This window comes from Dyella sp. C9 (assembly GCF_003332825.1).
Taxonomy (GTDB): Bacteria; Pseudomonadota; Gammaproteobacteria; order Xanthomonadales; family Rhodanobacteraceae; genus Dyella.
Genome location: NZ_QIRF01000002.1, coordinates 115,481 through 142,325, shown reverse-complemented (window position 1 = coordinate 142,325; position 26,845 = coordinate 115,481). Strand labels below are relative to the sequence as shown.

22 protein-coding genes and 1 riboswitch are annotated in these 26,845 nt (G+C 66.5%); of the genes, 16 read left to right on the top strand and 6 right to left on the bottom strand.

Annotated elements, in window-relative coordinates; all coding sequences use genetic code 11:
* Nucleotides 1-18 precede the first annotated feature (18 nt).
* Nucleotides 19-3,114, bottom strand: a complete 3,096-nt coding sequence (locus tag DVU99_RS03020) for a TonB-dependent receptor plug domain-containing protein (RefSeq protein ID WP_232823422.1) — start codon at nucleotides 3,112-3,114, stop codon at nucleotides 19-21.
* A 674-nt stretch (nucleotides 3,115-3,788) separates the two neighbouring features.
* Between DVU99_RS03020 and DVU99_RS03015 the strand changes: the two genes are divergently transcribed.
* The 4 genes from DVU99_RS03015 to DVU99_RS03000 all read left to right on the top strand — a co-directional run bounded on the left by DVU99_RS03015 (nucleotide 3,789) and on the right by DVU99_RS03000 (nucleotide 10,529).
* Nucleotides 3,789-5,786, top strand: a complete 1,998-nt coding sequence (locus DVU99_RS03015; protein WP_114238726.1) for an OPT family oligopeptide transporter — start codon at nucleotides 3,789-3,791, stop codon at nucleotides 5,784-5,786.
* A 189-nt stretch (nucleotides 5,787-5,975) separates the two neighbouring features.
* Complete coding sequence (gene mprF, locus DVU99_RS03010) at nucleotides 5,976-8,540, top strand: bifunctional lysylphosphatidylglycerol flippase/synthetase MprF (protein WP_114238725.1); 2,565 nt, start codon at nucleotides 5,976-5,978, stop codon at nucleotides 8,538-8,540.
* Nucleotides 8,537-9,319: an AcvB/VirJ family lysyl-phosphatidylglycerol hydrolase gene (locus DVU99_RS03005; RefSeq protein ID WP_114238724.1), complete on the top strand. Its 783-nt coding sequence runs from the start codon at nucleotides 8,537-8,539 to the stop codon at nucleotides 9,317-9,319. The genes mprF and DVU99_RS03005 overlap by 4 nt, the downstream gene beginning before the upstream one ends.
* Nucleotides 9,320-9,359: 40 nt before the next feature.
* Nucleotides 9,360-10,529 carry an acyltransferase gene (locus DVU99_RS03000; RefSeq protein ID WP_114238723.1) on the top strand — a complete coding sequence of 390 codons (1,170 nt, stop codon included), beginning with the start codon at nucleotides 9,360-9,362 and terminating at the stop codon, nucleotides 10,527-10,529.
* Nucleotides 10,530-10,628: 99 nt separating this feature from the next.
* On the opposite strand, the gene pyrF is transcribed toward DVU99_RS03000, so the two are convergent.
* The 5 genes from pyrF to DVU99_RS02975 all read right to left on the bottom strand — a co-directional run bounded on the left by pyrF (nucleotide 10,629) and on the right by DVU99_RS02975 (nucleotide 16,338).
* A complete protein-coding gene (gene pyrF, locus DVU99_RS02995; RefSeq protein ID WP_114238722.1) occupies nucleotides 10,629-11,441 on the bottom strand; it encodes an orotidine-5'-phosphate decarboxylase in 813 nt (270 codons plus the stop codon).
* A 174-nt stretch (nucleotides 11,442-11,615) separates the two neighbouring features.
* Nucleotides 11,616-13,277, bottom strand: a complete 1,662-nt coding sequence (gene ettA, locus DVU99_RS02990) for an energy-dependent translational throttle protein EttA (protein WP_114238721.1) — start codon at nucleotides 13,275-13,277, stop codon at nucleotides 11,616-11,618.
* 170 nt (nucleotides 13,278-13,447) lie between these two features.
* Nucleotides 13,448-14,443, bottom strand: a complete 996-nt coding sequence (locus DVU99_RS02985; RefSeq protein WP_114238720.1) for an aldo/keto reductase — start codon at nucleotides 14,441-14,443, stop codon at nucleotides 13,448-13,450.
* 208 nt (nucleotides 14,444-14,651) lie between these two features.
* Complete coding sequence (locus DVU99_RS02980; protein ID WP_198670167.1) at nucleotides 14,652-15,251, bottom strand: TetR/AcrR family transcriptional regulator; 600 nt, start codon at nucleotides 15,249-15,251, stop codon at nucleotides 14,652-14,654.
* A gap of 1 nt (nucleotide 15,252) precedes the next feature.
* A complete protein-coding gene (locus DVU99_RS02975; protein WP_114238718.1) occupies nucleotides 15,253-16,338 on the bottom strand; it encodes a hypothetical protein in 1,086 nt (361 codons plus the stop codon).
* Between the two features lie 141 nt (nucleotides 16,339-16,479).
* Between DVU99_RS02975 and glyA the strand changes: the two genes are divergently transcribed.
* The 12 genes from glyA to DVU99_RS02915 all read left to right on the top strand — a co-directional run bounded on the left by glyA (nucleotide 16,480) and on the right by DVU99_RS02915 (nucleotide 26,845).
* The gene (glyA, locus tag DVU99_RS02970; RefSeq protein ID WP_114238717.1) at nucleotides 16,480-17,733 is read left to right on the top strand and encodes a serine hydroxymethyltransferase; all 1,254 of its coding nucleotides are present in this window, start codon (nucleotides 16,480-16,482) and stop codon (nucleotides 17,731-17,733) included.
* A gap of 108 nt (nucleotides 17,734-17,841) precedes the next feature.
* Nucleotides 17,842-18,360, top strand: coding sequence for a transcriptional regulator NrdR (gene nrdR / locus DVU99_RS02965; RefSeq protein ID WP_114238716.1), 519 nt, complete (start codon nucleotides 17,842-17,844; stop codon nucleotides 18,358-18,360).
* 159 nt (nucleotides 18,361-18,519) lie between these two features.
* A complete protein-coding gene (gene ribD, locus DVU99_RS02960) occupies nucleotides 18,520-19,620 on the top strand; it encodes a bifunctional diaminohydroxyphosphoribosylaminopyrimidine deaminase/5-amino-6-(5-phosphoribosylamino)uracil reductase RibD (protein WP_232823421.1) in 1,101 nt (366 codons plus the stop codon).
* A 36-nt stretch (nucleotides 19,621-19,656) separates the two neighbouring features.
* Nucleotides 19,657-20,523, top strand: a complete 867-nt coding sequence (locus tag DVU99_RS02955; RefSeq protein ID WP_114238715.1) for a phytanoyl-CoA dioxygenase family protein — start codon at nucleotides 19,657-19,659, stop codon at nucleotides 20,521-20,523.
* Nucleotides 20,520-21,536: a Gfo/Idh/MocA family protein gene (locus tag DVU99_RS02950; RefSeq protein ID WP_114238714.1), complete on the top strand. Its 1,017-nt coding sequence runs from the start codon at nucleotides 20,520-20,522 to the stop codon at nucleotides 21,534-21,536. The genes DVU99_RS02955 and DVU99_RS02950 overlap by 4 nt, the downstream gene beginning before the upstream one ends.
* Nucleotides 21,537-21,687: 151 nt before the next feature.
* A riboswitch (FMN riboswitch) is annotated at nucleotides 21,688-21,854 on the top strand.
* Between the two features lie 133 nt (nucleotides 21,855-21,987).
* The gene (locus DVU99_RS02945) at nucleotides 21,988-22,629 is read left to right on the top strand and encodes a riboflavin synthase (RefSeq protein ID WP_114238713.1); all 642 of its coding nucleotides are present in this window, start codon (nucleotides 21,988-21,990) and stop codon (nucleotides 22,627-22,629) included.
* A 116-nt stretch (nucleotides 22,630-22,745) separates the two neighbouring features.
* Entirely contained in the window at nucleotides 22,746-23,837 is a 1,092-nt protein-coding gene (gene ribBA / locus DVU99_RS02940) for a bifunctional 3,4-dihydroxy-2-butanone-4-phosphate synthase/GTP cyclohydrolase II (protein WP_114238712.1), read from the top strand.
* 98 nt (nucleotides 23,838-23,935) lie between these two features.
* A complete protein-coding gene (locus tag DVU99_RS02935; protein WP_198670166.1) occupies nucleotides 23,936-24,367 on the top strand; it encodes a GNAT family N-acetyltransferase in 432 nt (143 codons plus the stop codon).
* Between the two features lie 18 nt (nucleotides 24,368-24,385).
* A complete protein-coding gene (gene ldcA, locus DVU99_RS02930) occupies nucleotides 24,386-25,351 on the top strand; it encodes a muramoyltetrapeptide carboxypeptidase (protein ID WP_114238710.1) in 966 nt (321 codons plus the stop codon).
* A 41-nt stretch (nucleotides 25,352-25,392) separates the two neighbouring features.
* Entirely contained in the window at nucleotides 25,393-25,860 is a 468-nt protein-coding gene (ribE, locus tag DVU99_RS02925) for a 6,7-dimethyl-8-ribityllumazine synthase (protein ID WP_304529402.1), read from the top strand.
* Nucleotides 25,860-26,306, top strand: a complete 447-nt coding sequence (gene nusB / locus DVU99_RS02920; RefSeq protein WP_114238708.1) for a transcription antitermination factor NusB — start codon at nucleotides 25,860-25,862, stop codon at nucleotides 26,304-26,306. The genes ribE and nusB overlap by 1 nt, the downstream gene beginning before the upstream one ends.
* A complete protein-coding gene (locus DVU99_RS02915; RefSeq protein ID WP_114238707.1) occupies nucleotides 26,306-26,845 on the top strand; it encodes a GNAT family N-acetyltransferase in 540 nt (179 codons plus the stop codon). Before nusB ends, DVU99_RS02915 begins: the two co-directional genes overlap by 1 nt.

Genomic DNA, 26,845 nt, shown 5'->3' with positions numbered 1-26,845 from the left:
CCCGTATCACACCATCACTTACCAGTCGTAGGTGACGCCGAGCTGGACGACGCGCGGGGTTTCCATGGTCGTGTAACCGCCCACGTACGGTGCGCCATAGGACGGGTTCGGGCTGCTCGTGGAGCCGTAGAACGCATAGGCCTGCGTTTCCTTCTGCTCGTTGAACACGTTGCGCACCTGCAGCTGGAACGCCAGCTTCTTGGCCGCCCACTCCGGGCGGTATTCCAGCGCCAGGTCCAGCGTGTGCAGCCACGGCGTGTAGCCCGTGGTGCCAATCGGCGCCGGCTGACCACCGCACCAGTGGTAGGAGTCGCCGTAGCCGACCGGGTCCTGCTGGTCCGGACCATACAGGCCAAGACAGGTCTTGGGCGTGCCCGCCGCCAGCGTCACCACGCCGCTGAGCGACCACTCGGGCAGGAACTGGTAGGTGCCGTACGCCTTGAACACGTGCTTGCGGGAGTTGGACTGCACGCTGTTGGCGTAGGACATCAGCTGGCCGAAGTCCCACTGCTCGGTGGCGGACTGCGAAGTGGAGGCCTGGCCGATGTTCGACTGTACCGGACCCTCGGTGGTGCCGTAGCTCTTGGAGAACACGTAGTCGAACTTGGCGCGCCACTTGCCGTCCCACACGTGCTCCAGGTACATCTCGAGCGAGTAGTAGTGGCGGTAGGCCGGCGGGAAGCCCATGGTGCTCGGATCGACCGAGGCATAGGCGTAGCCGCCATTGACGTTGGCAATCTTGTAGATGTTGGTCTTGCCCGGATTGATCAGGATGCTGCCGTTGACGTTGAGCACGTTGCCGCAATTCACGTTCTCGGCGGCGGCGGCGCTCCCCGGCTGCTGATTGGCCAGGCCCGGGTTCTGCGCCAGGGCTGCCGAGCAGATGGTGGTCAGACCTTCGGCGGTGTCGTCGATGATGTTGTTCATCTTCGACCAGGTCGCCGTGACACCGTACGTCCAGTACTGGCTGATCTGCTGCTGGAAGCCCAGCACGTAGGAGTCCTGATAGGACGCCTTCAGGTTCGTCGACGAAACGGTGCTCGGATCTAGCGGTTGGCCGTACTCGTTGTTGCCCGACACCGGCACGCCCGCGCCCTGGGTCTGGCCATATGACTGGATCGGGGTCAGGCCGGTGGGGATGCCGTTCGCATCAATGCCGGTGTAGGTGTAGTACTGGCCCGTGTACGTGGAAGCGGAAGCCTCACGCAGCGCCACACCAGTCGGTAGCGCCAGGTAGTAGCGGCCGGCATTGCCGAACAGCTTCATGCTGGAATCGCCCATGATGTCCCAGCTGAAGCCCAGGCGCGGTGCCCACTGCGGCTTGGTCAGGCGCACATAGGGTTCGCTGTCGGGGTTGTAGTTGGTGAACTGGTCGTTGCGCAGGCCAAGCTTCAACAGCAGGTTGGGCGTGACCTGCCAGTCGTCGCTGATGTACTGCGCGCGCTGCTTCACCTGCACCGTGGCACTGGTCAGGTAGACGCCCTGCTGCACGTAGTAGCCATTGGGCGAGGCCGCCACGTAGGGGCTCACGCCCGGGGTGCCAAGGATCGGGTTGGACGGATCCATGTAACCGTAATCCCAGTAGTAGCCCGGACCACTGGTAACGGTGCCATCCTCGATGTCCTTCGAGGTCTGGTTGTCGATACCCGCCTTCAGCGTGTGGTCGCCCAGCTTGTAGGTCAGGCTGAGGCGCAGGTTGGTTTCTTCGGTCTTGTGGTTCGGGTTGTCGAGATAGGTGGTGGTCTGGCCGCTGGTGCAGTTGGCACTCGGGCAGTACGCCGGATTCTGGAAGTCTGAATCGAGGATGGCAGGCTCGGATGACGCGCCCGGCAGTTCGGAGTAGTACGTGCCCTTCATCTTGCCGTACATCGCGTTCAACGTGAGGTCGTCGGTGATGTACGAGGTGAAGTTGGCGACGCCCAGCTTGAAGGAGTTCTTGTACGACTGCTGGTAGCTGTTGAAGTCGCCAGCCTGCTTGGTGCTGTAGTCGTAGCTGTAGGTGTCGCCGTTGAAGGCGTGGGTATTCTTCACGCCAGTGAACGACAGGATATTGCTGTCAGTGATGTTCCAGTCGATTTTTCCGTAGTACTTCGGATCCTTGAAGTTGTTGTGGTACTCGTACGGCGTGCCGACATCGCGGCTCACGGTCTGCGTGGCGCTGCGCGAGGCTTCGGCGGCCAGGAAGAAGAACAGCTTGTCCTTGATCAGCGGACCGCCGATGTAGGCGTCATACACCTGGTTCCACGACGTGTTGTCGTTGCGGTAGTCGTACAGGCTGCCCGGTGTCTTGCCGGCGTAGGCCGAGTTAGACGCGGCCAGCGCCGGCGTGACCGCCGGGTTGCTGTAGTACGTGTTGCCTGGAGTGCCCTGCCAGTCTTCCGGCTGCAGGAACACCGCGCCACCGAAGTGCCAGGTATTGGTGCCGCTGGCGCCTACCTGGCTGATCACGCCGCCGGTGGAGCGGCCGTATTCCGGGCCGTAACCGTTGGTGAGCGTTTCCTGCTGGGCAATCGCGCCATAGGGCAGGGTGATGCCGCCCGAATTGGAAATCGGATCGGAGGTATTGAAACCGTTGATGTAGTAGGCGTTTTCCACCACGGTCGAGCCGCCGAAGGACACCAGCGGTTCGCCGGTGGGGCCTGCGCCGTCGGCGGTTGCGCCCGGCACCACACCCGGAGCCAGCAAGGCGATGGCCGCGCTGTTGCGCGCCAGCGGCAACTGCCTGAGCTGTTCCTGGGTGATGACGGTGCTTTGCGTCGTGGACGCAACGTCGATGGCCGGAATGGCGTTGGCGATTACGGTCACGCCCGACAGGCTCTTGGCGTTGGCGGCGGTGCTTTCGCCGGTGCCGAAGTCCACGGTCACCGCACTGGCGGCCAGCGCGGTCACGCCCTGCATGGTCTGGATGGTCTGGCCATCGCGCACCAGCGATACGTCGTATTTGCCGATCGGCAGCGTGATGGTGTAGCGGCCGGACTGGTCGACCGGCACGGTGCGGTCAAAGCCCGAACCACCCACGATGTGCACTGACTCACCCGCGGCTACTGGTACCTGGCCTGAGATCGTGCCGGTGGTCGCCTGCGCCTGCACTTGCCCCGAAAAACCGAAACCCATGGCGATAGCCGCGGCCAAAGCCGTCCGCACCGGCATCCTGAATGCCGGCGATAATTTGTTCGCAGTCACGTAGTACCTCTCCCCCGTTAGCAGAAAAATGCGGTCGCGTAGACCGCAGCCCCTCACGAGATGGCTTGTTCTTGCATCGGTCCCCTAGACCCGAAAGCCATCTACAGCCTGAACATAAAAGTCATGTGATAGAAATGTAAATAGCAATAACTTGCTGAAATAGAAATAAATTGCGATTTACAAGGGGCTTTTGTAGCGCTTCCAATGCCAATATTCATTAATATGTTGTTTTTAAATAAAATATAGGCCATTGCCTTTCGTATTTTTATACGAAGCTTGTCCTGACTGTGACGGAGATGGACGACATATTTTTCGGTTTTCGTTATCCCTGACTGGGTCAAGATGGAGGCTAAGCGCGTCACTGCTACCTCCGTTTGGGCGCGACGGTCTGATCGTGGCGAGGCGAGCGTCTGTCTCGTCAGGTGGTTTGCGTGGGCAACAGACATGAGCGACAGAGGGCAGCTGGCCCTTTCGTCAACCCGTTGCGAATCCCCTCAAATCCGGCAACCCTACGCGCTGGCCCGCCGCCGGCGGGGCCTTCGTAGCCATGCCGCCTCCCGGGCGGTACTCCAGGGGAGACCACCAGACATGACGGGCAAGAACTCGTGAGCGGCAACCATCCCGGCGCCGAGGCGCGCAAAGAGCTGACCATCCGCGGCCTGATCCTGGGCGTGGTGATCACGGTGGTGTTCACCGCCGCCAACGTCTTCTTCGGCCTCAAGGCCGGCCTGACCTTCGCCACCTCGATCCCCGCGGCGGTGATCTCGATGGCCCTGCTGCGTGGGTTCAAGGACTCCACCATCCAGGAAAACAACGTCGTGCAGACCATCGCCTCGGCGGCGGGCACGCTGTCGTCGATCATCTTCGTGCTGCCCGGCATGATCATGATCGGCTGGTGGTCGGACTTCCCGTTCTGGACCTCGTTTGCGGTGTGCGCACTGGGTGGCGTGCTCGGCGTGATGTATTCGATCCCGCTGCGCCGCGCGCTGGTGACCAACTCCGACCTGCCGTATCCGGAAGGGCTGGCCTGCGCCGAGGTGCTGAAGGTCGGCAGCGGTGACGAAGCCGACGCCGGCAGCGTGGAAGAGGGGCGCTCCGGCCTGCTGGCCGTGCTGTGGGGCTCCATCGTGTCGGCGGTGTTCGCCGTGGTGGTGGCCACCCAGGTGTTCGCCAGCGACGTGGTGCAGTACTTCCGCGTGGGCAACAAGGGCGCGGTGACCGGTTTTGATTTCAACCTCTCCTTCGCGCTGTTCGCCATCGGCCACCTGGTGGGCCTGTCGGTGGGTATCGCCATGCTGGTCGGCGCGCTGATCGGCTGGGGCTGGGGCGTGCCGCACTACTCGCTGCTGGGCGACATGGGCGCCTCGGTGGCGGACCTGGCGCAGGGCACCTGGAGCCACAAGGTGCGCATCATCGGCGCTGGCGCCATCGGCGTCTCGGCGATCTGGACGCTGGCCAAGCTGGTCAAGCCGGTGATCAGCGGCCTGGCCGGCGCCATGGCCGCCGCGCGCGTGCGCAAGGCCGGCAAGGCCGACTCGCTGCCGCGCACCGAGCGTGACATCCCGATCGGCATCGTGGGCCTGGTCACGCTGGCCTGCTTCATTCCTATCGCCTGGCTGCTCGGCTACTTCGGCACGAGCGCCGGCCTGGGCGACCACGTGGCGGTGCTCGCCATTGGTGGCGTGGCCTTCGTGGTGCTGATGGGCTTCTTCGTCTCCACCGTGTGCGGCTACATGGCCGGCCTGATCGGTTCCTCCAACAGCCCGCTGTCGGGCGTGGGCATCCTGGTGGTAATCGCCGCCGCCCTGCTGCTGGTGGCTTTCGTGAAGCCGCACGTGGGTCCGGAAGAGGGCAAGGCGCTGGTGGCGTTCGCGCTGTTCATCACCTCGGTGGTGTTCACCGTGGCCGCCATTGCCAACAACAACCTGCAGGACCTCAAGACCGGCCAGCTGGTGGACGCCACGCCGTGGCGCCAGCAGGTGGCGCTGGTGATCGGCGTGGTCGCGGGTGCCGCGGTGATTCCGCCGGTGCTGGACCTGCTCAACAAGGCCTATGGCTTCGTGGGCGTGGCCGGCGCGGGCGCGCATGCGCTGCCGGCGCCGCAGGCCGGCCTGATCTCGGCGCTGGCGCAGGGCGTGATCACCAACAACATCGACTGGAGCCTGATCATCACCGGCATCTGGATCGGCGTGGCCATCATCATCGTCGACGAAGTGCTGCGTCGTACCACCAAGCACCTGAGCATGCCGCCGCTGGCGGTGGGCCTGGGCATCTACCTGCCCACGGTCAGCACGCTGATGGTGGTGGTCGGTTCGGTGGTCGGCTGGTATTTCGACCGTCGCGCGGACCGCTCGGCCAAGCCCGAGAGCACCAAGCAGCTGGGTGTGCTGCTGGCCTCCGGCCTGATCGTGGGCGAGAGCGTGATCGGCGTGGTGATTGCCTTCATCGTCGGCTTGTCGGGCAAGGGTGCCCCGCTGGCCCTGGTCGGCGACAGCTTCGCCGGTGCCGCGCAGTGGATCGGCGGCATCGCCTTCGCGGCAGTCGTCTTCGTCCTGTACCGCTGGGTGGCCCGCATGGCCAACAAGCTGCCGAACAAGGCCTGATCGACCCGGTCGCGGCCGCGCCTCAAGCGGCCGCGACCAAATGTCATTCCCGCATGCCACGATCGAACAGGAAAATGCCCCGACCGGCTATCCTAGACGGTCGCAGCCTGGATTCTGCGCGCTGGTCGATGTGGAGGCGGTAAACGCGTGGTGGAGCAGACAGGGGCCGAGGCCCCGCAACCCGGTGAGATGCTCGCGCGTCCTGGCTTGATGGTCAGGCTGCGCCGGCTCGCCGGTCCGCTGCTTTCGGTGGCCATGCTGTGCCTGGCGCTGTGGGCGCTGCGCCGCCTGGCCAGCGAAGTGAGCTACCGGGAGGTGGCTCGCTATGTCCACGGCCTGGAGAACTACCGCATTGCGCTGGCCGTGCTGCTCACGGCCGGCAGCTATGGCGTGATGATCCTCTACGACTGGTTCGGGCTGGCCTATATCGGCAAGCGCCTGCCGGGCGCCCAGGTCAGCCTGATCTCCTTCATCAGCTATGCGTTCAGCAATGCGCTGGGCATGGCGCTGCTGATTTCCGGCTCCATCCGCTACCGCTTCTACATCCAGGCCGGGCTGTCCACCGCCGAGGTGGCGAGGGTAGTGGTCTATTGCACCCTGAGCTTCTGGCTAGGCCTGTGCGCGCTGACCGGCGTCACCCTGTTGCTGGTGCCGGTGCCGCCGTCGCTGCCGCTGGCGTCCTGGCGCATTCCGGTCGCCTGCGTGCTGACCCTGGTGCCCTTGCTATGGCTGGTCGGCAACCGCCTGCTGCGCCGACCGCTGCGCGTGTGGCGCTGGCGGCTGAGCTTGCCGTCCACCCTGGTGGCCGCGCGCCAGATCCTGGTGGGTGCGGTGGACTGGGGACTGGCCGCCTACGTGCTATACCTGCTGATGCCCAACCAGGTGGACACCGGCTTCGCGCACTTCCTGGCGATTTTCGTGCTGGCGCAGATCGCCGGGCTGGTCAGCCACGTGCCCGGCGGCCTGGGCGTATTCGAGGCAGTGATGCTGGCCGGCTTCGGCGCGGAGGGCAACCAGGGCCTGGAGGCGCCGATCCTCGGTGCGCTGGCGGCCTACCGCCTGATCTACTACTTCCTGCCGTTGTTCGCCGCCACCGTGGTGGTGCTGTTGCGCGAGGCGCGTGGCCTGCGCCAGAAGGCGCTGCTGGCGCCCTGGTTCACCGGCCTGCTGCCGCCGTTCTTCGCCGGGCTGACCATGGTGTCCGGCGCGGTACTGCTGTTCTCCGGCGCGACCTCGGCGCTGCCCGCGCGCATGGCGATCCTGCGCGACGTGCTGCCGCTGGCGGTGCTGGAGGTGTCGCACTTCCTGTCCAGCGTGGTGGGCATGATGCTGCTGATCCTCGCGCGCGGCCTGCAGCGACGCCTGGATGCGGCCTACGTGCTGACCCTGGTGCTGCTGGTGCTGGGCGCGGTGCTGTCGCTGCTCAAGGGCATCGACTACGAGGAAGCGACCCTGCTGTCCCTGCTGGCGCTGGCGCTGGCGCCGGCCCACAAGTTGTTCTATCGCCGTGCCTCGCTGTTCAGCGCGAGCTTCTCGTGGGGCTGGATCATCGCCATCGTCGCCGTGTTCGTCTGTGCCGGCTGGCTGGTCGGTTTCAGCTACAAGCACGTGGAATACAGCAACAACCTGTGGTGGGAGTTCAGCTTCTACCACGGCGGCGCGCCGCGCGCGCTGCGCGCACTGGTGGGTGCAGCGGCAGCTGGCCTGCTGTTTGCGCTGGCCAACCTGATTCGCCCCGCGGCGCCCCACCTGCAGCTGCCCGGCGAGCCGGAGCTGCAGAAGGCGCTGCCGCTGATCAAGAACTACACGTCCGCGCAGGCCCATCTCGCCCTGATGGGCGACAAGACGCTGCTGTTCGACCCCGCCGACAAGGCCTTCATCATGTACGACGTGGAAGGCCGCAGCTGGGTGGCGATGGGAGATCCGGTCGGCGAGGACGAGGATGCCCGGCGCGAACTGGTGTGGGCCTTCCGTGACCAGTGCGAGCGCGCCGGTGGCTGGCCGCTGTTCTACCAGGTGCGTCCGGAAGACCTCGACCTGTACCTCGAGACCGGCATGAACCTGCTCAAGATCGGCGAGGAAGCGCGCGTCCAGCTGGATGGCTTCAACCTCGACGGCAAGTCCAAGAAGGTGCTGCGCAACACCATCAACAAGCTCACCCGCGAAGGCCTGCGGCTGGAGATCATTCCGGCCGAGGCGGTGGGCGCCATGCTGCCGCGGCTCAAGCCGATCTCCGATGCGTGGATGCGCGACAAGGGCGTGCGCGAGAAGGGCTTCTCGCTGGGCACCTTCGAGCAGCGCTACCTGGAGCGCACGCCGATGGCCCTGGTGTGGCAGGGCGAGACGTTGGTGGCGTTCGCCAACCTGTTCCTCACCGACAGCAAGGAAGAGGCCTCGCTGGACCTGATGCGTCACCTGCCGGACAGCCCCTCCGGCGTCATGGACTTCCTGTTCGTCGAATTGATGCAGTGGGCCAGGGCCGAGGGTTACCGCTGGTTCAACCTGGGCATGGCACCGTTCTCGGGCCTGCAGAGCCGGCGCAACGCGCCGCTGTGGAGCCGCCTCGGCGCGATGCTGTTCGGTCGTGGCGAGCGCTTCTACAACTTCCAGGGCCTTCACAAGTACAAGGACAAATTCGATCCCGTGTGGGAACCTCGGTATCTGGCGGTGCCCAACGGGATAGCCTTGCCGCTGGTGTTCGCCAACCTGGCGAGCCTCATCTCGGGTGGACTTTCGGGCATGGTGCGCCGTTGAAACGAATCTTGAAGTGGGTTGGGCTGGTTGTCGTGCTTGCCGCCGCCGTGGGCCTCTGGCTCTGGCAGCCGTGGCATCACGCCACCATGGACGAGTCGATCGTGATGGTGCCGGCCAAGCCCGGCGTCATACCGCTGGCCGGTCGCGAGGACGTGGTCACCATCTTCTACTCGGGCGACGGCGGCTGGCGCGACCTTGACCAGTCACTGGGCAAGATCATCGCTTCGCATGGCATCCCGGTGGTGGGCGTGAGCCTGCTGCAGTACTACTGGCGCGAACGCAGCGCGGCCGATTCGGCGGCCGACCTCGAGGCGCTGATCAACCGCGTCACCGCCCAGGACGGCAAGAAGCGCGTGTGGCTGATCGGCTTCTCGTTCGGCGCCGACGTGCTGCCCTCGATCATCGGCCAGCTCAGCCCCGAGGCACGTTCGCGCATCGCGCAGGTGGTGATGCTCTCGCCCAGCAAGGACGTGAACTTCGAGATCGAGATGGAAGGCTACATGAAGGAGGGCTGGTGGAAGACCCACACCCAGGACTTCTTCCAGTGGATCAACCCTGTCCGGCACTACGACGCGATGCCGCCGCTGGCTGCGCTCAATGGCCAGCCACCGGTGGTGTGCTACTACGGCCTCAAGGACAAGGAAGGCACCATCTGCTCCGATCCCAAGCTGCCTTCATGGGTGAAGGTCTACGTGAAGACCGGTGACCACCACTTCGACTACAACTACGAAGGGCTGGCGCAGCAGATGATCCACGACCTGCCGGCCGCCACTCACTGACATACGCGCATAGCCGCAACTTGCCGGGGAGGGCGAGTCGATGGGAACGTCGGGCATAGGCAAGGATGATCTACAGCGCAATACGGGCATCGACCTGCTGCGCGGCGTGTCGATCCTGCTGGTGGTGTTGCATCACATCGGTTTGCGCATTCCGCTGAAGAAGGGCGTGCTGGCCGCGTTCGTGCCCAAGGCGGTGCTCAGCGGGCTCAACTACAACGGCTACGAAGCCGTGTTCATCTTCTTCGTGATTTCCGGCTTCCTGATCGCCGGCAATGTGCTGCGCCGCTATGGCGTGCTGGCGCGGGTCGATCTTCGCGCGTTCTACGCGCGGCGTTTCTCGCGCATCGTGCCCTGCCTGCTGGTGTTGGTGGCCGTGCTCAGCGTGTTGCATCTGTTTGGGGTGCAGGATTACGTGGTCCATCGCGAGGGACAGAGCCTGCCGCGCGCGATCGTCGCGGCGCTGGGTTTCCACCTCAACTGGTACGAAGGCATGACCGGCTACCTGCCCGGTGGCTGGGATGTGTTGTGGTCGCTGTCCATCGAAGAGGTGTTCTACCTGGGCTTCCCCCTGGTGTGCCTGCTGGTCCGGCGCAACGTGGTGCTGGTGCCGCTGCTGGTGCTGCTGGCGTTGTCGCTGCCGATCACGCGCGCAGCGCTCGAGGGCAACGAGATCTGGCAGGAGAAGGCCTATCTGCCCGGCATGGCGGCGATCGCCACCGGCGTGCTCGGCGCCTTGCTGGTCGCGCGCTATCCGCAGGTGCCCGCGCGCACCGCACGCCTGCTGGTCTGGCTAGGCTTGCTGGCGATGGGCTGGGTGATGTTCGACGGCGTGGCGATCTGGGGCCTGCTGCGCAATGGCTACATGCTGGTGCTGACCGGCGCAGCGCTCTGCCTGGTGCTGGCCAGCAGCTGGCTTCGCAGTGGGACGCCGTTGCGCGGCTTCGGCTGGCTGCGTTCGTGGGGACGCCTCAGTTACGAGATCTACCTGACCCATATGTTCGTGGTGACCGCGCTGGTGCGCCTGTACAAGGCGGCTGGGAGCCACGTGGCCTGGGGCTTCCTCTGGTACCTGCCGGCCCTGCCGCTGTGCTGGCTGCTCGGGCATCTGGTCGAGCGCTTCCTCTCGACGCCGGCGGAGCGCTGGCTGCGGGCGCGCATGTTGCCGAAGGCGCCGCTGTCGTCGCCGATCGCCGAGGCGGCTTCCTTGTAGGAGCGCACCCTGTGCGCGACGGGCCTACGGAGCGTGCGTTACGACAGCCTCGGGTCGCGCACAGGGTGCGCTCCTGCAAAAGGGGGCGGGTATCGCGACTCAGCGATAGCGGTTGATGGTGTCGCGCAGCTCGATGGCCGCGGCGCGCGCGGCCTGCGCGAAATCCTCGCCGTTGCCCGCGTAGAGGATGGCGCGCGAGGAGGAGATCATCAGGCCGGTGCCATCGGCGCTGCGGCCATGCTTGAGCACTGCTTCCACATCGCCGCCCTGCGCGCCGATGCCCGGCACCAGCAACGGCATGTCGCCGACGATGGCACGCACCTTGCCCAGTTCTTCCGGCCAGGTGGCACCGGTGACCAGGGCGCAGTTGCCGTTGGCGTTCCAGTCGCGGGCGATGGTTTCGGCCACGCGCAGGTACAGCGGCTGGCCGCCGCAGTCGAGGGCCTGGAAATCCGCGCCGCCCGGATTGGAGGTGCGGCACAGCAGGATCACGCCCTTGTCGGCGCGATCAAGGAAGGGCTGCGCGGAATCGCGGCCCATGTAGGGGTTCAACGTGACGGCATCGGCCTTGTAGCGATCAAACGCTTCGGCCGCATAGTGCTGCGCCGTGCTGCCGATGTCGCCGCGCTTGGCATCGAGGATCACCGGCACGCCGGGGTGCTTGGCGTGGATGTGCGCGATCAGGCGTTCCAGCGCGTCTTCCGCACGCAGCGCGGCGAAGTGGGCGATCTGCGGCTTGTAGGTGCACACGAGATCCGCCGTGGCGTCGACGATATCGCGGCAGAACTCGAACACGGCATCGGCGCGGCCCTTCAGGTGCGCCGGGAATTTCGCGGGTTCCGGATCGAGGCCGACGCAGACGAGGGAGTTGTGGCGGGCCCATGCCTGTTGCAGGGATTGCATGAAGTGCATCGGGATCTCCTCGTTGCCGCCTTTTAATCCCTCTCCCCTCCGGGGAGAGGGCAGGGTGAGGGGCCAATCTTGCGATGTTGCCGGATCGTGGTGTGGTTCTTTTGAGGACAGGGGCCAGAGGTGGCCCCTCACCCCAGCCCTCTCCCCGCAGGGGAGAGGGGGCAGAGCGTGGCTTTAGGCCAGCTTCTTGTACTTCACGCGATGCGGCTTCGCAGCCTCGTCGCCGAGACGACGCTTCTTGTCCGCCTCGTACTCGTTGTAGTTGCCCGGGAAGAACTCCACGTGCGAATCGCCTTCGAACGCGATGATATGCGTGGCGATGCGGTCGAGGAACCAGCGGTCATGCGAGATGACCACGGCGCAGCCCGGGAACTCCAGCAGCGCATCTTCCAGCGCACGCAGGGTTTCCACGTCCAGGTCGTTCGACGGTTCGTCGAGCAGCAGCACGTTGCCGCCCTGCAGCAGGGTCTTGGCCATGTGCAGGCGACCGCGCTCGCCACCGGACAGCTGGCCGACGATCTTCTGCTGGTCGGTGCCCTTGAAGTTGAAGCGGCCGATGTAGGCGCGCGACTGGATCTCGAAGTTGCCGATGGTGAGGATGTCCGAACCCCCGGACACTTCCTGCCACACGTTGTTCTTCGGATCGAGCGCATCGCGCGACTGGTCGACGTAGGCCAGCTTGACCGTGTGGCCCAGCTTCACTTCGCCGGAATCGGGCTGCTCCTTGCCCATGATCATCTTCATGAACGTGGATTTGCCGGCGCCGTTCGGGCCGATCACGCCGACGATGGCGCCCGGCGGGATCTTGAACGACAGGTCTTCGATCAGCACGCGGTCGCCGAACGCCTTGTTGACGTTCTTGAACTCGATCACTTCCTGGCCCAGGCGCTCGCCCGGCGGAATGAAGATTTCATTGGTTTCGTTGCGGCGCTGGTACTCGACCGAGTTCAGTTCTTCGAAGCGGTTCAAGCGCGCCTTGCCCTTGGACTGGCGACCCTTGGCGGCCGAACGCACCCACTCCAGTTCCTTCTCGATCGCCTTCTGGCGCGACTTTTCCTGCGAGGCTTCCTGCTTGAGGCGGGCGTCCTTCTGCTCCAGCCATTCGGTGTAGTTGCCCTTCCACGGAATGCCACGGCCGCGATCGAGTTCGAGGATCCATTCGGCGGCGTTGTCGAGGAAGTAGCGGTCATGGGTGACGGCCACCACGGTGCCCTGGTAGTTCTGCAGGAACTGCTCCAGCCAGTCCACCGACTCGGCGTCCAGGTGGTTGGTGGGCTCGTCGAGCAGCAGCATGTCCGGCTTGGACAGCAGCAGGCGGCACAGCGCCACGCGGCGCTTTTCACCGCCCGAGAGCGGGCCGATCTTGGCGTCCCACGGCGGCAGGCGCAGCGCGTCGGCAGCCACTTCCAGCTGGCGCTCCAGCGCGTGGGCGTCGTTCACCGCCAGGATGTTCTCCAGCTCCTGCTGCTCGGCTGCGAGCTTGTCGAAATCGGCACCTTCCTCGGCGTAGGCCGCGTAGACCTCTTCGAGGCGCTTCTGCGCATCGAGGACGACGGACACGCCTTCCTCAACCGCTTCGCGCACGGTCTTCTCGGGGTCGAGCTGCGGCTCCTGCGCCAGATAACCGACCTTGATGCCCGGCTGGGGACGGGCTTCACCCTGGAAGTCCTTGTCCACGCCGGCCATGATCCGCAGCACCGTCGACTTGCCCGCGCCGTTCACGCCCAGCAGGCCGATCTTGGCGCCGGGGAAGAAGCTCAGCGAGATGTCCTTGATGATGTGGCGCTTCGGGGGAACGATCTTGCTGACCCCGTTCATGGTGTAGATGTACTGCATGGAGCCTCCGGCGGCGTGCACGACACCGGCCGGCTAGGCTGGCGGGTGCGTCAGAGTGGGTAACAAACCCTGCATTATAGCGGGTCCTGGGGACGTCCCGGTGACTGCCGGGACGTTCGTTGGCGGCGGTTGGGCTGGAGGGCTCGCTTTCTGCAGGGGCGGCGCCGGGTTCAGCGCTCGCTGTCCAGCGAGGCCATGCCGTGGGTGTTGTAGCGGTCACCCGCCGCCGCACCGGGCGGGAAGGCGCGTTCGAGCGTGGCCAGATCCTCCGCCGTGAGCCTGACCTGCAGCGCCCCCAGGGCCTCGTCCAGGCGTTCGCGGGTGCGCGCACCCACCAGCGGCACGATGTCCTCGCCGCGGGCCAGCACCCAGGCAATGGCCAGTTGGGCCACGCTGCAGCCCTTGGCGTGGGCCAGCTGGCGCAGGGCCTCGACCAGCCCGAGGTTGTGGGCCAGGTTGTCGCCCTGGAAGCGCGGGCTGTGGGTGCGGAAGTCACGGGCGTCGGTGGCGCGGTTGGTCGCCCAGTGACCGCTGATCAGGCCGCGCGAGAGCACGCCGTAGGCGGTGATGCCGATGCCCAGCTCGCGGCAGGTGGGCAGGATGGTCGGCTCGATGCCGCGTGAGACCAGCGAATATTCGATCTGCAGGTCCGCCACCGGCAGCACGGCGTTGGCGCGGCGGATGGTGTCAGCGCCCATCTCCGACAGGCCCAGGTGGCGCACGTAGCCGGCCTTCACCAGGTCGGCGATGGCGCCCACGGTGTCCTCGATGGGCACGTTGGGGTCCAGTCGGGCGGGGCGGTAGATGTCGATGTGATCCACGCGCAGCCGTTGCAGGGTGTAGGCGAGGGCGGTTTTCACCGCGGCCGGCCGGGCGTCGTAGCCCAGCCAGTCGCCGCCTGGCCCGCGCTGGGCGCCGAACTTCACGCTGAGTTGGTAGCTGTCGCGCGGGCGGCCGATCAGTGCATCGCCGATCAGCATCTCGTTGTGGCCCATGCCGTAGAAATCACCCGTGTCGAGCAGGCTGATGCCTGCATCGAGTGCGGCGTGGATGGTGGCGATGCTTTCCGATCGGTCGCTGGCGCCATACATGCCCGACATGCCCATGCAGCCGAGGCCGAGTGCGGAGACGTGGGGGCCGTGCTTGCCGAGGGTGCGTTGTTGCATCGGAAGTCTCCGTGGGAGGTAGCGGCTTATCGTGCGCTTGGCCTGCATGGTTGCCATGTGGCGCAGCGCTTTTTCCCTCTCCCCACTGGGGAGAGGGTAGGGTGAGGGGCGATTCTTGCGGGATAGCCAGGCCGAAGCTTGCTCTGTAGCCACGTTGCGGCGAGCACCCGCCCTTCTCCCCAGCCCTCTCCCCATCGGGGAGAGGGCGCTAGCGCTTCGGCCTCGCCATCTCGAATACCGCGCTCACCGTGCGCGTATGCAGTGACGCCGCGTCATAGCCCTCGGGCAACATGCCGACGATTTCCAGCATCACCGCGCCGTGCAGCGAGGCCCAGATCTGATGGCCGAGGATGGCCGGATCGCCCTCCACCACGCCCTCGGCGATCATCACCTCCACGTGCGCGGCGATGTTGCGCCACATGCGCTGGTGCGCCTCCCTATAGGCAGGGTCGTCGCGGTTGGCCTCGGGGTATTCGAACATCAGCCGGTAGGCGGCCGTGTTGGCGCGGGCGAAGGCGATGTAGGCGTCGCGCACGGCGCGGCTGCGGGTGCGGCCGTCGCCTGGGGAGTCCAGCGCGTGTTCCATCGCATGGCACAGGCGGTTGAGCCCGCGCGTGCGCACCGCGGTGATGATGGCTTCCTTGTTGTCGAAGTAGCGATAGGGCGTCATCGTGCCCACGCCCATCTCGGTGGCGAGCCGGCGCATGGTGACGGCGCCCGGTCCCTCGTCCACGTACAGCCGCGCCGCCGTCTCGCACAGGCGCTCGCGGAAGGCCTCGGTTTCCTGTTCGCTGAGGGCGCGTGGCATGTCAGTCGGCCGGCAGTTGGAAGGCCTTGCGGAAGAAGGCCAGTGCATCGGTGTCGATCTGCGCGTGCACCTGCTGGCGATCCACCCCTGGCGGGTCGCTGCACAGTTCGCCGATCTGCTTGGCCAGTGACGGCGCGCAGGGGGCGAGGAACACCCAGTGGTCGGCCTTCGGCACCTCGGTGACCCCGGCCAGGGTATGGATCAGCGGCTGGATATGGCGGGCGTTGGCGTCCGGGCGCAGCACGTGGTCGTTCTGGCCGTAGTACAGGTAGATCGGCGCCTTCACCGTGTCGAAGCTGTGCGCATCGAAGACCAGGCTGAGCGGCGCCATCACGAAGGCGGCCTTCACGCGCGGGTCGGCAGTGTCGCCGTAGCGGCCGAGCTGGCCTTGCGTCTGCTCCATCAGCTGGCGCAGGGTCAGGCCGGATTTCGCCGCCTCCACCTTGAACTGGGCGAGCTTGCCGCAGACGTTCTCGTCATTCGGATACTGCTCGCAGAAATCCACGAAGCGGGTGAACTGGGGCCGGGCACCGGCCACCATCAGGCTGGTGTAGCCACCGGCCGAGAACCCGGCTACGCCGATGCGCGCGGGGTCGATCAAGGTTTTCCAGTGCGGATCGGCCAGCAGGGTCGAGATGGTCGATTTCACTTGCACCGGCCGGCCGGCCAGCACTTCGATATGGCCGACCCCGCTGGTGTCCTCGAAGTCGTCCTTGGGATGGTTGAGCGTGGCCACGATGAAGCCGTGGCTGGCCAGGTAGGTGGCCAGGTCGTGGTGACCCAGGCGCGAACCGCCGTTGCCGTGCGAGATCACCACCAGGGGCTTGGCGCCAGGCACGGCTGGCGCGCCGGGACGGGCCGCCACTTGGTAGGGGCCCAGCGTCACGGTGCCCGGGGTGGGCTCGGTCGAGGGATAGAACACGAAACCGTCGGTCTGGCCGCCGCTGACCGGGTCCGGAATATGGATCGGCGCGATGCCGACGCCTGAAACGGCAGGCGCCGCGAGCGCCAGCGGGGCCAGCAGGCATAGAACGGAGCCAAGCCAGAGCAGCCGGCGTGGCGTGGTACGCAAAGGCGCGATCGACATCGGACAGTCCCTCGGAAAGGTTGCGTGCAATGTACGGTACATTGTACGCAATGCTGGTGCAAGCGCCCAAAGGTGGCCGCCATAACACATGGCGGCTACAATTTCCCGTTCTAACCCTGCAGCCACCCCAACGAGGTCAGGATGTTCCCGAAGCACGACACGATTGCCGGTTATGACAATGAACTGGCCCAGGCCATGGCCGACGAAGCCCGTCGCCAGGAAGACCACGTCGAGCTGATCGCTTCGGAGAACTACGCCAGCCCGCGCGTGATGGAAGCGCAGGGCAGCGTGCTCACCAACAAGTACGCCGAAGGCTACCCGGGCAAGCGCTACTACGGCGGCTGCGAATACGTGGACATCGCCGAGAAGCTGGCGATCGATCGTCTCAAGCAGCTGTTCGGCGCCACCTACGCCAACGTGCAGCCGCACTCCGGCTCGCAGGCCAACCAGGCGGTGTACCTGGCGCTGCTCAACCCCGGCGACACCATCCTGGGCATGAGCCTGGCGCACGGCGGCCACCTCACCCACGGCGCCAAGGTCAACGTGTCGGGCAAGCTGTTCAACGCCGTGCAGTACGGCGTGAACGAGCAGGGCCTGGTGGATTACGACGAAGTCGAGCGCCTGGCCATTGAGCACAAGCCGAAGATGATCGTCGCCGGCTTCAGTGCCTACTCGCAGGTGATGGACTGGGCGCGCTTCCGCGCCATCGCCGACAAGGTCGGCGCCTACCTGTTCGTGGACATGGCCCACGTCGCCGGCCTGATCGCCGCTGGCGTGTACCCGAGCCCGGTGCCGCATGCCCACGTGGTCACCTCCACCACCCACAAGACCCTGCGCGGCCCGCGCGGCGGCATCATCGTGGCCAAGGACGCTGGCGAAGAGATCGAGAAGAAGCTGCAGTCGATCGTGTTCCCTGGCATCCAGGGCGGTCCGCTGATGCACGTCATCGCCGCCAAGGCGGTGGCTTTCAAGGAGGCGCTGGAGCCGGAGTTCAAGACCTACCAGGCGCAGGTGGTGAAGAACGCCCAGGCCATGGCCAAGACCTTCATCGAGCGCGGTTACAAGATCGTGTCCGGCGGCACCGAGAACCACCTGATGCTGGTGGACCTGATCGGCCGCGACGTCACCGGCAAGGATGCGGAAGAGGCACTGGGCAAGGCGCACATCACGGTCAACAAGAACGCCGTGCCGAACGACCCCCGCAAGCCCTTCGTCACCTCGGGCCTGCGCGTGGGCACGCCGGCCGTCACCACCCGCGGCTACCAGGAAGCGGACGTGGTCGAGCTGACCCACTGGATCTGCGACGTGCTGGACGCGCCCAACGATGACGCCGTCATCGCCACGGTGCGCGAGAAGGTCACCGCGCAGTGTCACAAGTTCCCGGTGTATGGCTGAGAAGCCGGGAATGGGGAATGGGGAATCGGGAAGAGTGAAGGCCCGGTTCCTGCCACATACTGGCTCTTATCTATTCTCTATTTCCCCTTCTCTATTCCCTGCCTTCTGATGCATTGCCCGTTCTGCCAGCACGAAGACACCCGCGTGATCGATTCGCGGCTCACCGAGGACGGCGCCACCGTGCGTCGCCGTCGTGAGTGCCCGCAGTGCAGCGAGCGCTTCAACACGTTCGAGACCGCTGAGCTCAAGCTGCCCACCATCGTCAAGAGCGGTGAGCGGCGCGAGCCCTTCGACGAGCACAAGCTGCGTGTGAGCTTCGAGCGTGCGCTGCAGAAGCGCCCGGTGCCCACCCACTCGGTCGATTCGGCCGTGCGCGAGATCGTCAACGACCTGCGCCGTTGTGGCGAACGTGAAGTGCCTTCGCGCCAGCTAGGCGAGCTGGTGATGCGCGAGTTGAAGAAGCTCGACCAGGTGGCCTATGTGCGTTTCGCCTCGGTCTACCGCAAGTTCGAAGACGTGCAGGCCTTCCGCGAAGAGATCGAGAAGCTCGAGCGCGACCTGCCGGAGCTGGAAGCGCTGCAGCTGTCGCTGCTGGGCGAGAGCGTGGCGCGGCGCAAGAAGTCCTAGCGTGCTGCTTTTCCCTCTCCCCGTCGGGGAGAGGGCAGGGTGAGGGGCCAGTCTTGCGATGAAGCCACGTCAACGCCGGCTGTTTTGATAGCCTGCCCGCCAGCACCCGCCCCTCACCTCAGTCCTCTCTCCGGAGGGGAGAGGAAGCCAGACCCAGCCATGTCCGACGCCTTCAGTGCCCTCGACCACGCCCACATGGCCCATGCCCTGCGCCTGGCCGAGCGTGGCCTCTACACCACGCATCCCAACCCGCGCGTAGGCTGCGTGATCGCGCATGGCGAGCGAGTGGTGGGCTCGGGTTATCACCAGCGCGCCGGCGAGCCGCACGCGGAAGTGTTCGCGCTGCGTGAGGCCGGCGAACAGGCGCGTGGTGCCACCGCCTATGTGACGCTGGAACCCTGCGCCCACCACGGCCGCACGCCGCCCTGCGCCGACGCGTTGATCGCGGCGGGCGTATCGCGCGTGGTGATCGCCGCCGAGGATCCGTTCCCGCAGGTGGACGGCCGCGGCATAGGCAAGCTTCGCGACGCCGGCATCGTGGTGGACGTCGGGCTGATGCACGAGGCCGCGCGCGAGCTCAACATCGGGTTCTTCAGCCGCATCGAGCGCGGGCGGCCGTGGGTTCGCGTGAAGCTGGCCATGAGCCTGGACGGACGTACGGCGCTGGCCAACGGCGAGTCCAAGTGGATCACCGGCGAGGCTGCCCGCGCCGACGTGCAGCGCTGGCGCGCGCGCAGCTCGGCCATCCTCACCGGTTCCGGCACCGTGCTGGCGGACAATCCCCGCCTCACCGCACGGCTGCCCGAGGGCGAGCCGCTGACGCCGCCGTGGCGCGTGGTGCTCGACAACCGCCTGCGCACGCCCCCGGGCAGCCACGTGCTGGATGGCACGGCGCCCACGCTGGTGTTGCACAACGAACAGTACGCACCGGTGGATCCGCGCTTCCAGGCGGCGGAGCTGGCGGTGGTGGCGGAGCAGGGCGGGGCGATGGACCTGCATGCCGCGATGGACGCGCTGGCACACCGCCACATCAACGAGGTGCACGTGGAAGCCGGCCCCAGCCTGTGCGGCTCGCTGTTCGCGGCGGGGCTGGTGGACGAGCTGCTGCTTTACATCGCGCCGGTGCTGCTTGGCGACAACGCGCGCCCGCTGCTGGGATTGCCGTCACTGAACGACATGGCCGCGCGCTGGAAACTGCGCACCCTCGATCGCCGCGTACTTGGCGACGACCTGCGCCTGCAGCTGCGCCCCGTGGCCTGAGCGCACCGTTACAAACCAGATACCAGGAAGCAAGCCATGACGCAGTTCCCGCCGAGCGCCGGCACATTGAGCGACGAGGAACGTCGCCACTTCCGCGAGCAGGGTTACCTGGTGCGCCGCATCCTCGACGAGGCCGGCGTGGCCCGCTATGTCGCGGCGGTGGAGGAGGCGCGCCGCGAGCGCGCCGATACGCAGCGCATGAGCAACCTGCAGTTCCTGCAGCCAGGCAAGGCGATCCGGAGCATCCAGGACGTCATCTGCAACGAGGACATCCTCGCCGTATGCCGCGGCTTGCTGGGCGAGGGCATCATCGTCGACGGTGCCTCGCTGTTCCACGCCGAGGCAGGCGTGGACTATCGCCAGGGCTGGCACCGCGACGTGCTGCAGGTGCCCGACGACCAGGTGGACCCGAACTGGTTCAGCGAGCACTACCACTACAACTACGTGCAGATGAACCTGCCGCTCACGGTGGACGGCTGCCTGTGGATCGTGCCGGGCAGCCACCGTCGCCCCCTGAATGCCGCGGAGCGCGCGGTCTTCGGCAACACCGAGAAGATGGCGCCGGTGAACGCGGCCGAGCTGGACGAGGGCGTCCAACTGGTGCTGCAGCCCGGTGAGGCGGTGTTCTACAACAACTACGCGGTGCACCGCGGCTACGGTGGCGTGCTCAAGGACAGGCGGATCACCATCCACCTGGGCTTTCACTCCACCGAGCATGACCCGACCTGCCATTTCGGCGTGCTCGACCACACCGAATACACGCTCGAATACCTGTCCTCGCTGCAGCCCTGTGTACGCGAAGCCTTGCGCGCGCACCTGGTGGAGCGCGCGCGCCATCCGGAAGTGAACGTGTTCCACGCCTATCACCAGCAGTTCCTGAAAGGGGAGTTCAAGACCACATGACGACGGCAGCGATACGCTGGGGCATCATCGGTTGCGGCAACGTCACCGAGGTGAAGAGCGGCCCGGGCTTCAGCAAGACACCCAATTCCGCGCTGGTGGCGGTGATGCGCCGCGATGGCGACAAGGCGCGTGATTACGCGCAGCGCCACGGCGTGCCGCGCTGGTACGACGACGCGGCCGCGCTGATCGCCGATCCCGAGGTCAATGCCGTCTACGTGGCCACGCCGCCGTCCACGCACAAGCAGTACGCGCTGATGTGCATCGCGGCGGGCAAGCCGGTGTACGTGGAAAAGCCGATGGCGCTGGACTACGCCGAGTGCGAGGCGATCATCGATGCTGGCAGGAAGGCCGGCGTGCCGGTGTTCGTGGCCTACTACCGTCGCGCGCTGCCGCGCTTTGGCAAGGTGCGCGAGCTGATCTTCGACGAGCAGGCGATCGGCACGCCGCGCATCGTCAACGTGGTGCTGCACGAACCGCACCATCCGCGCTACCACGACCCGAAGAACCTGCCCTGGCACGTGCGCCCCGAGATCTCCGGCGGCGGCATCTTCATGGACATCGGCTGCCATACGCTGGACATCCTGGACTGGCTGTTCGGCCCCATCGTCTCGGCCAGTGGCCAGGCCAGCAACCAGCTGGGCGCCTATCCGGTGGAGGACACCGTGGCCATGTCGTTCGCCTTCGGCAACGGCATGCTGGGCACCGGCCTGTGGAACTTCGACAGCTACAAGTACCATGACGAGATCGAGGTGGTCGGCGACCAGGGGCGCATCAGCTTCGCCACCTTTGGCGATGGCCCGATCCGCGTGGAGAACGCCGCCGGCGTGGTGGAGCACAAAGTGGCCAACCCCACGCATATCCAGCAGCCGCTGATCGAAACCATCGTGGCCGAGCTGACCGGCCATGCGGGCGCCTCTCCGTCCACGCCCGAAAGCGGGGCACGTACCAGCTGGGTGATGGATCAGGTGCTGCGGGATTATCGGCGCCTGACCGGGCAGCCGCCGGGGATGTGATGGTTGGTCGCGCACAGGGTGCGCTCCTACGGGGGCGGCACCGTGTGTGCGGCCGCGGCGACACATCGTTCCGCTCCACGCACGATCCTTCCACGGCCGTCCCGCTGGAAGGTGCTAAACTCGCCTGGCCGGTTCGCCGGCAAAACCACAACGACGTCTTCAGGGCGGGGTGCGATTCCCCACCGGCGGTAGGTCCCCAGGGGCGAGCCCGCGAGCGCTTCCGGAACATCGGAAGGTCAGCAGATCCGGTCCAATGCCGGAGCCGACGGTTGGCAACCAGCGATGGTGGCCAGAAAGTCCGGATGAGAGAAGACGGTACGGTGCATGCCTTCGCGGGCGTGCGCCTGCCAGACGCCTTGGGGCGTTTTTCGCATGCTTTTCAACGCGGGAAACGTTTCATGTCCAAGCATCGTTCCGATCATTTCGCCGCCTCCTTGCAGGAGGTGCGCTGATGTTCACCGGCATCATCCAGAGCGTGGGCCGCATCGCGCGGCTCGAGCCCCGTGGCGGTGACGTGCGCCTGCATGTCGATACCGCCGACCTCGACCTCTCCGACGTGCAACTGGGCGACAGCATCGCCGTGTCCGGCGTGTGCCTGACCGCGGTGACGCTGGAGCCGCGCGGCTTCAGCGCGGACGTCTCCAACGAGACGCTGTCGCTCACCACGCTGGGCAAGCACAAGGCCGGCGATCCGGTGAACCTGGAGAAGGCGCTGCGCCTCGCCGACCGCCTCGGTGGCCATCTGGTTTCCGGCCACGTCGATGGCGTGGGCAAGGTGGTGTCGATCACGCCCGATGGCCGCTCGCTGCGCTGGGTGTTCGAAGTGCCGGCGAACCTGTCGCGCTACATCGCGGCCAAGGGTTCGATCTGCATCGACGGCACCAGCCTCACCGTGAACGAGGTCAACGGCCATCGCTTCGGCGTGAACCTTATTCCACATACGGTGGAACACACGGCGTTCCATGCGAGAAAGGCGGGCGATGCAGTGAACATCGAGGTGGACGTGGTGGCGCGTTACATCGAGCGGCTGATCGCCGGTGGCGAAGCGCCGAAGCTCGATGCAGCGTTCCTCAAGCAGCACGGTTTCGCGTAATGCCTGTCATCCCAGCGAAAGCTGGGATCCAGTGTCTTTCGCACACATTCAAGTCGCTGGATCCCAGCTTCCGCTGGGATGACGGCAATGACAAAACGCTTTCGGATCGAATACCCATGAGCTTCAACACCATCCCCGAAATCCTCGAAGACATCCGCGCCGGCCGCATGGTCGTGATCCTCGACGACGAGGACCGCGAGAACGAAGGCGACCTGATCATGGCCGCGCAGATGGTGCGGCCCGAAGACATCAACTTCATGGTGCGCGAGGCGCGCGGCCTGGTCTGCCTCACCCTGACCGAACAGCGCACGCGCCAGCTGGGCTTGAAGCCGATGGTGGTGGACAACACCTCGCCGTACCAGACCAACTTCACCGTTTCGATCGAGGCGGCCGAAGGCGTCACCACGGGCATCTCCGCGCATGACCGCGCGCGCACCATCCAGGTGGCTGTGAAGTCGGACGCCAAGCCACAGGACCTCTCGCAGCCGGGTCATATCTTTCCGCTCACCGCGCAGCCCGGCGGTGTGCTCACCCGCGCCGGCCACACCGAGGCGGGCTGCGATCTGGCCGCCTTGGCGGGGTTGGAGCCTTCGGCCGTGCTGATCGAGATCCTGCACGAAGACGGCTCGATGGCCCGTCGCCCGGAGCTTGAAGTGTTCGCCAGGAAGCATGGCCTGAAGATCGGGACCATCGCCGACCTGATCCGCTACCGCCTGGAAACCGAGAAGACGGTGCAGCGCGTGTACGAGGAAGACGTGCAGACCGAGTTCGGCCCGTTCCGCCTGGTGGCTTATCGCGACGCCATCCGCCAGGGCCTGCATTTCGCGCTGTTGCGCGGCACCGTGCACGACGGCGAGCCGGTGCTCACCCGCGTGCACGTGCGCAACACGCTGTCCGATGTGCTGCACCTGCAGCGCGACGACCTCGGCCTTACCGTGACTGCCGCGCTTCGCCGCATCGCCGACGAAGGCCGCGGCGCGCTGCTGGTGCTGTCCGGCGAGGACACCGCCGATGCGCTGCTGCGTCGCCTCAACCGCCAGCCGCTGGCGCAGGCGCCGGAAGAGGCGCAGCAGCAGGAGTGGCGCCAGCTCGGCCTGGGCGCGCAGATCCTGGCCGACCTGGGCATCCGCCAGCTTCGCGTGCTGGGCACGCCGCGCAAGATGGTGGGCCTGGGCGGCTTCGGCCTGGAAGTGGTCGAACACGTCTGATGTGCACCCGCGCCGCCAAAACGCCCGGCGTGGCCATGCCGCCGCCACGCCGCTTTCTGCATACTGCCTTCGTGTACTGAGCCAAGGAAGCGATGACGATGCAGGTGCGTGCCGCCACGCCGGATGACGCCGAACGCCTGGCCGCCCTGGTGGGCGAGCTGGGCTATCCGACCACGGGCGAGGCCATGCGCGAGCGGCTGGCGACCATGTCCCATCCCGCCAGCGATGCCGTGCTGGTCGCCGAAGAGGGCGGCGTGGTGCTTGGCTGCATCAGCCTGCACCTGTCGCCGATGCTCCACGTGGAAGGCCGGGTCGGGCGCATCACCACGCTCGTGGTGGACGAGCACCAGCGTGGCCAGGGCATCGGCCGCGTATTGCTGGATGCAGCGCATGCCTGGTTCGCCCGGCACGGCTGCCGCACGGTGGAGCTGACCAGCGGCATCCGCCGCGAGCGCGCGCATCGCTTCTACGAGTCCAACGGCTATACGCGGCGCAGCGTGCGTTTCGTGCGCCAGATCGACGCGAGCTGACCGCCACAGGAGCCCTGGATGACCGCCCCCCGTATCCGCCTGATCGCACCTTCGGGCTACCCGCACGACCGCGACGCCATGCAGCGCGGCGTGGCCCGCCTGCAGGCCGCCGGTTGCACGGTGGAAGGCCTCGACGTGCTCGATCGCGTCGAACACCGTTTCGCCGGCAGCGACGCCGAGCGCGTGGCCGACCTCAACCGGCTGGCCATCCATCCGGCCCTGCCCGACATCGCGCTGGCCATTCGTGGCGGCTACGGCGCCACGCGCCTGCTCGAGCACATCCACTACGGCGCGCTGCGCGAGCGGCTGGCGGGCACGTCCACCCTGCTGGTGGGCCACAGCGATTTCACCGCGATCCAGATGGCGCTGTACGCGAAGTGCGGCCTGGTCACCTTCGGCGGCCCCATGCTGGGGCCCGATTTCGGTGCGCCGCAGCTCAATGGGCTGATGTGGGAGCACTTCTGGCGTGCCATCAGCGAGCCCGAGCCGGTGGCGCGCTGGCAGACGCCGTCGACGCAGGAGCTGGAGCTGGAAGGCCCGCTGTGGGGCGGCAACCTGGCCATGCTGTGCAGCCTGCTCGGCACCCCTTATTTCCCCCGGATCGACGGCGGCATCCTGTTCGTGGAGGACGTGGGCGAGCCGCCGTTCCGCATCGAGCGGCTGCTGTACCAGCTGCACCTGGCTGGCGTGCTGGATCGCCAGCGCGCCCTGGTGCTGGGCCATTTCACCCATTGCCGGCCCCACGACTACGACAACGGCTACGACGTGGCCGCCGCGCTGGCGCAAATCGGCGCCGTGGCGCGCATCCCGGTGGTGGCAGGCATGCCGTTCGGCCACGAGGCCGACAAGTTCACCCTGCCGTTCGGCGTGCCGGCCCGCCTGCAGGTGGTGCAGGGCCAGGCCAGCCTGTGCTTCCGGGGCCATCCGCGGCTGGCCGCGACGGTTTCCCCGCCCGACCCGGGCACGCTGCCCCAAATCCCGTAAAATAGTCCGCCCCCCGGGGCGATCAGCTCCTCAGGAAACGCATACCCATGAAGATCATCGAAGGCGATTTCGCCACGCCCAAAGGCCGCTTTGCCATCGTCGCCGGCCGTTTCAACGGTTTCGTCGTCGAGCCCCTGGTGGCCGGCGCGCGTGATGTGCTGGTGCGCCACGGCGTGAAGGACGACGCGATCGAGCTGATCCGCGTGCCGGGCGCCTGGGAGATCGCGCTGGCCGCGCACAAGGTGGCCAACTCCGGCAAGTACGCCGCGGTGATCGCGCTGGGCGCGGTGATCCGTGGTTCCACCCCGCATTTCGATTACGTGGCCGGCGAGTGCGCCAAGGGCCTGGCCCAGGCCGCCTACGCCTCCGGCGTGCCGGTGGCGTTCGGCGTGCTGACCACCGACAACATCGAGCAGGCCATCGAGCGCTCCGGCACCAAGGCCGGCAACAAGGGCGCCGATGCCGCGCTGGCCGCGCTGGAAATGGTCAACCTGTACGGAAAGCTGTGATGAACCAGCGTCCCGAAGGCATCGACCTGGCTGCACGCTCGCGCGCACGTCGCCGTGCGCTGCAGGCCGTGTACGCCTGGCAGATCAGCGGCAGCCGCATGAACGCGGTGATCGAGCAGTTCCGCCACGAGCAGGACATGGAAGTGGCCGACCTGGAGTACTTCGAGGATCTGCTGCACGGCGTGGAGCGCCACGTCGAGGCCATCGACGACAGCCTCAAGCCCTACGTGGATCGCGAAGTGGGCCAGATCGACCCGATCGAGCGCGCCGCGCTGCGCCTGGCCGCGTACGAGCTGAAGTACCGCCCGGACGTGCCCTACCGCGTGATCATCAACGAGGCCATCGAGGTCACCAAGCGCTTCGGCGCCGACCATGGCCACAGCTATGTCAACGGCGTGCTGGACAAGCTGGCCGCCTCGCTGCGCAGTACCGAAAAGCGCGGCTGATGGACGGCGCGCTGGAGCGGCCGTCGCTGGTTCCGGTGCTCGAGACCGAGCGGTTGCGCCTGCGTGCGCACCGCCCGGACGACCACGCTGCCTGTGCGGCGCTGTGGTCCGATGCCGAAGTCACCCGCTACATCGGCGGCCGCCCGTTCAGCACCGAGGAAGTGTGGCGTCGCCTGCTGCAGTACGCCGGCCTGTGGAGCCTGCTGGGCTACGGCTACTGGGCGGTCGAGGACAAGGCCAGTGGCCGCTACATCGGCGACATCGGCTTTGCCGACTTCCGCCGCGAGATGCAGCCCTCGTTGCTGGGCATGCTGGAGTTTGGCTGGGTGCTGGCGCCGGCCGTGCACGGCAAGGGCTACGCGAGCGAAGCCGTCGCTGCCGTCATGGCCTGGGCCGTGCAGCATCGCCCGGAGCTGCAGCCGGTGTGCATCATCGATCCGGCCAACCTGCCGTCGATCCGCGTGGCCGAGAAGGCCGGCTTCACGCGCTGGCAGGAAACCACTTATCACGGCGCGCCCACGCTCGTGTTCCGACGCTAG

What these genes read in the sequence shown, in the direction of transcription:
- DVU99_RS03000 (WP_114238723.1), top strand. Translation starts at nt 9,360, where the DNA reads ATGGGAACGTCGGGCATAGGCAAGGATGATCTACAGCGCAATACGGGC.
- pyrF (WP_114238722.1), bottom strand. Translation starts at nt 11,441, where the DNA reads ATGCACTTCATGCAATCCCTGCAACAGGCATGGGCCCGCCACAACTCC.
- nrdR (WP_114238716.1), top strand. Translation starts at nt 17,842, where the DNA reads ATGCATTGCCCGTTCTGCCAGCACGAAGACACCCGCGTGATCGATTCG.
- ribBA (WP_114238712.1), top strand. Translation starts at nt 22,746, where the DNA reads ATGAGCTTCAACACCATCCCCGAAATCCTCGAAGACATCCGCGCCGGC.
- ribD (WP_232823421.1), top strand. Translation starts at nt 18,520, where the DNA reads ATGTCCGACGCCTTCAGTGCCCTCGACCACGCCCACATGGCCCATGCC.
- DVU99_RS02980 (WP_198670167.1), bottom strand. Translation starts at nt 15,251, where the DNA reads ATGCCACGCGCCCTCAGCGAACAGGAAACCGAGGCCTTCCGCGAGCGC.
- ldcA (WP_114238710.1), top strand. Translation starts at nt 24,386, where the DNA reads ATGACCGCCCCCCGTATCCGCCTGATCGCACCTTCGGGCTACCCGCAC.
- DVU99_RS03020 (WP_232823422.1), bottom strand. Translation starts at nt 3,114, where the DNA reads ATGGGTTTCGGTTTTTCGGGGCAAGTGCAGGCGCAGGCGACCACCGGC.
- ettA (WP_114238721.1), bottom strand. Translation starts at nt 13,277, where the DNA reads ATGCAGTACATCTACACCATGAACGGGGTCAGCAAGATCGTTCCCCCG.
- nusB (WP_114238708.1), top strand. Translation starts at nt 25,860, where the DNA reads ATGAACCAGCGTCCCGAAGGCATCGACCTGGCTGCACGCTCGCGCGCA.
- DVU99_RS02975 (WP_114238718.1), bottom strand. Translation starts at nt 16,338, where the DNA reads ATGTCGATCGCGCCTTTGCGTACCACGCCACGCCGGCTGCTCTGGCTT.
- DVU99_RS02955 (WP_114238715.1), top strand. Translation starts at nt 19,657, where the DNA reads ATGACGCAGTTCCCGCCGAGCGCCGGCACATTGAGCGACGAGGAACGT.
- DVU99_RS02935 (WP_198670166.1), top strand. Translation starts at nt 23,936, where the DNA reads ATGCAGGTGCGTGCCGCCACGCCGGATGACGCCGAACGCCTGGCCGCC.
- mprF (WP_114238725.1), top strand. Translation starts at nt 5,976, where the DNA reads ATGCTCGCGCGTCCTGGCTTGATGGTCAGGCTGCGCCGGCTCGCCGGT.
- glyA (WP_114238717.1), top strand. Translation starts at nt 16,480, where the DNA reads ATGTTCCCGAAGCACGACACGATTGCCGGTTATGACAATGAACTGGCC.
- DVU99_RS02985 (WP_114238720.1), bottom strand. Translation starts at nt 14,443, where the DNA reads ATGCAACAACGCACCCTCGGCAAGCACGGCCCCCACGTCTCCGCACTC.
- DVU99_RS02915 (WP_114238707.1), top strand. Translation starts at nt 26,306, where the DNA reads ATGGACGGCGCGCTGGAGCGGCCGTCGCTGGTTCCGGTGCTCGAGACC.
- DVU99_RS02945 (WP_114238713.1), top strand. Translation starts at nt 21,988, where the DNA reads ATGTTCACCGGCATCATCCAGAGCGTGGGCCGCATCGCGCGGCTCGAG.
- DVU99_RS02950 (WP_114238714.1), top strand. Translation starts at nt 20,520, where the DNA reads ATGACGACGGCAGCGATACGCTGGGGCATCATCGGTTGCGGCAACGTC.